At 57.5% G+C, this 1239-nt stretch carries 1 protein-coding gene; it reads right to left on the reverse strand.

All coding sequences use genetic code 11. From position 1 onward, the window contains the following. A partial coding sequence (locus J4E00_RS29285) for a M43 family zinc metalloprotease (RefSeq protein ID WP_262898481.1) occupies window positions 1-1038 on the reverse strand: 1038 nt, incomplete at its 3' end. Between the last annotated feature and the right edge of the window lie 201 nt (window positions 1039-1239).

The raw sequence follows: 1239 nt of genomic DNA on the forward strand, positions 1-1239 counted from the left end.
GCCGGGCAGGGCGGCGAAGGCGGCCAGCGGGGCGCAGTCCGGGGCCACGTACCCGTCGTTCGTCCCCGTCGCTACCAGGTTGGCTTGGGAGGTGAGCACCGAGCGGTTGGATGCCAAGATAGTACGCATCAATGCCCGTTGGCCCTGCGTGAACATGCGGAAACAGTACGAATAATCCATGAAATTCTGCACGTTGGTAACCTGGCCACAGGGGGCATAACTCAGGTTGCAGGTTTGTGAGCCGTCAGTCGGCGGGGTATCGGGCACGTTATCGGTGCCGTTGCAATTGCCGGAGCCGGGCGTGTTGGTGCCTCCCCAAGTGTGCGACAGGCCGAAGTAATGCCCAACCTCGTGAGTGGCGGCGCGTCCTTTAAACAACGTGCTGGTGCCTTGTGTGCCAAAATAGTCGTGCAGTACCACAAAGCCGTCGCGGGCATTGGTGGGCAAGTTGGGTGGCGTGACATAGCCCGCCGCCCCGCTCGAAATGCTGTTAACTACCCAGATGTTGAGGTAGCGCGCCTGGTCCCAAACACCGGTTGCGTGCACGGAGCCATTTTGGGCATCGTTGTAAACGGCAGGCACATAATGGCGGGTGATACCGGTAGTACAGTTGCCGTTGGGGTCCTTTTTGGCCAGTCGGAACCGAAAGCCAACTGAGGCCGCGATGGGCCGAAAAAGCGAGATGATATCGACTGTATCAGGGTTCAGTTTCTGATAGTCAATGTTCAGTTGGTTGATGGCACTATTAATCTGCCGGTCGCTGATATTTTCGACGCCGCCCGCATGTAGGACGTGCACCACCACCGGAATGGTGACATCGGTGACGTAGGCTGCGCCACGCTGCTGGTTCTGGGCTAGCGCTTCCAATTGTTGGTAATATGCCTGCCGGGCTTCCCGCGACCCAGGATGGGCAGCGTAATAACGCTCCTGCTCGGCATCAGTGCCGCACCAATTGCGACTCACTGTCTGGGCATTAGCTCCGAAACCTGATAGCGCCATACCGGCCATCATCGCCAGAGATAGTAGTTTTCTCAACATGTCAGAAATAAGAAAATGAAAAAGGCCCACGCTTACAGCAGCAAGCTGGCTCTCACGAAACTACAATAAAAAAGCCCCACCCTGAAATGGGTGGGGCTTTTTTGATAATCAACCGTGGGGCAAATTACTCGACGGTTAGCTTGGCGGTGAAGGCCTGGGCGTCGAGCTGGATGCGGACCAGGTAGAGGCCGGCGGGCAGGG

The organism is Hymenobacter negativus (assembly GCF_017571495.1).
Lineage (GTDB): Bacteria > Bacteroidota > Bacteroidia > Cytophagales > Hymenobacteraceae > Hymenobacter > Hymenobacter negativus.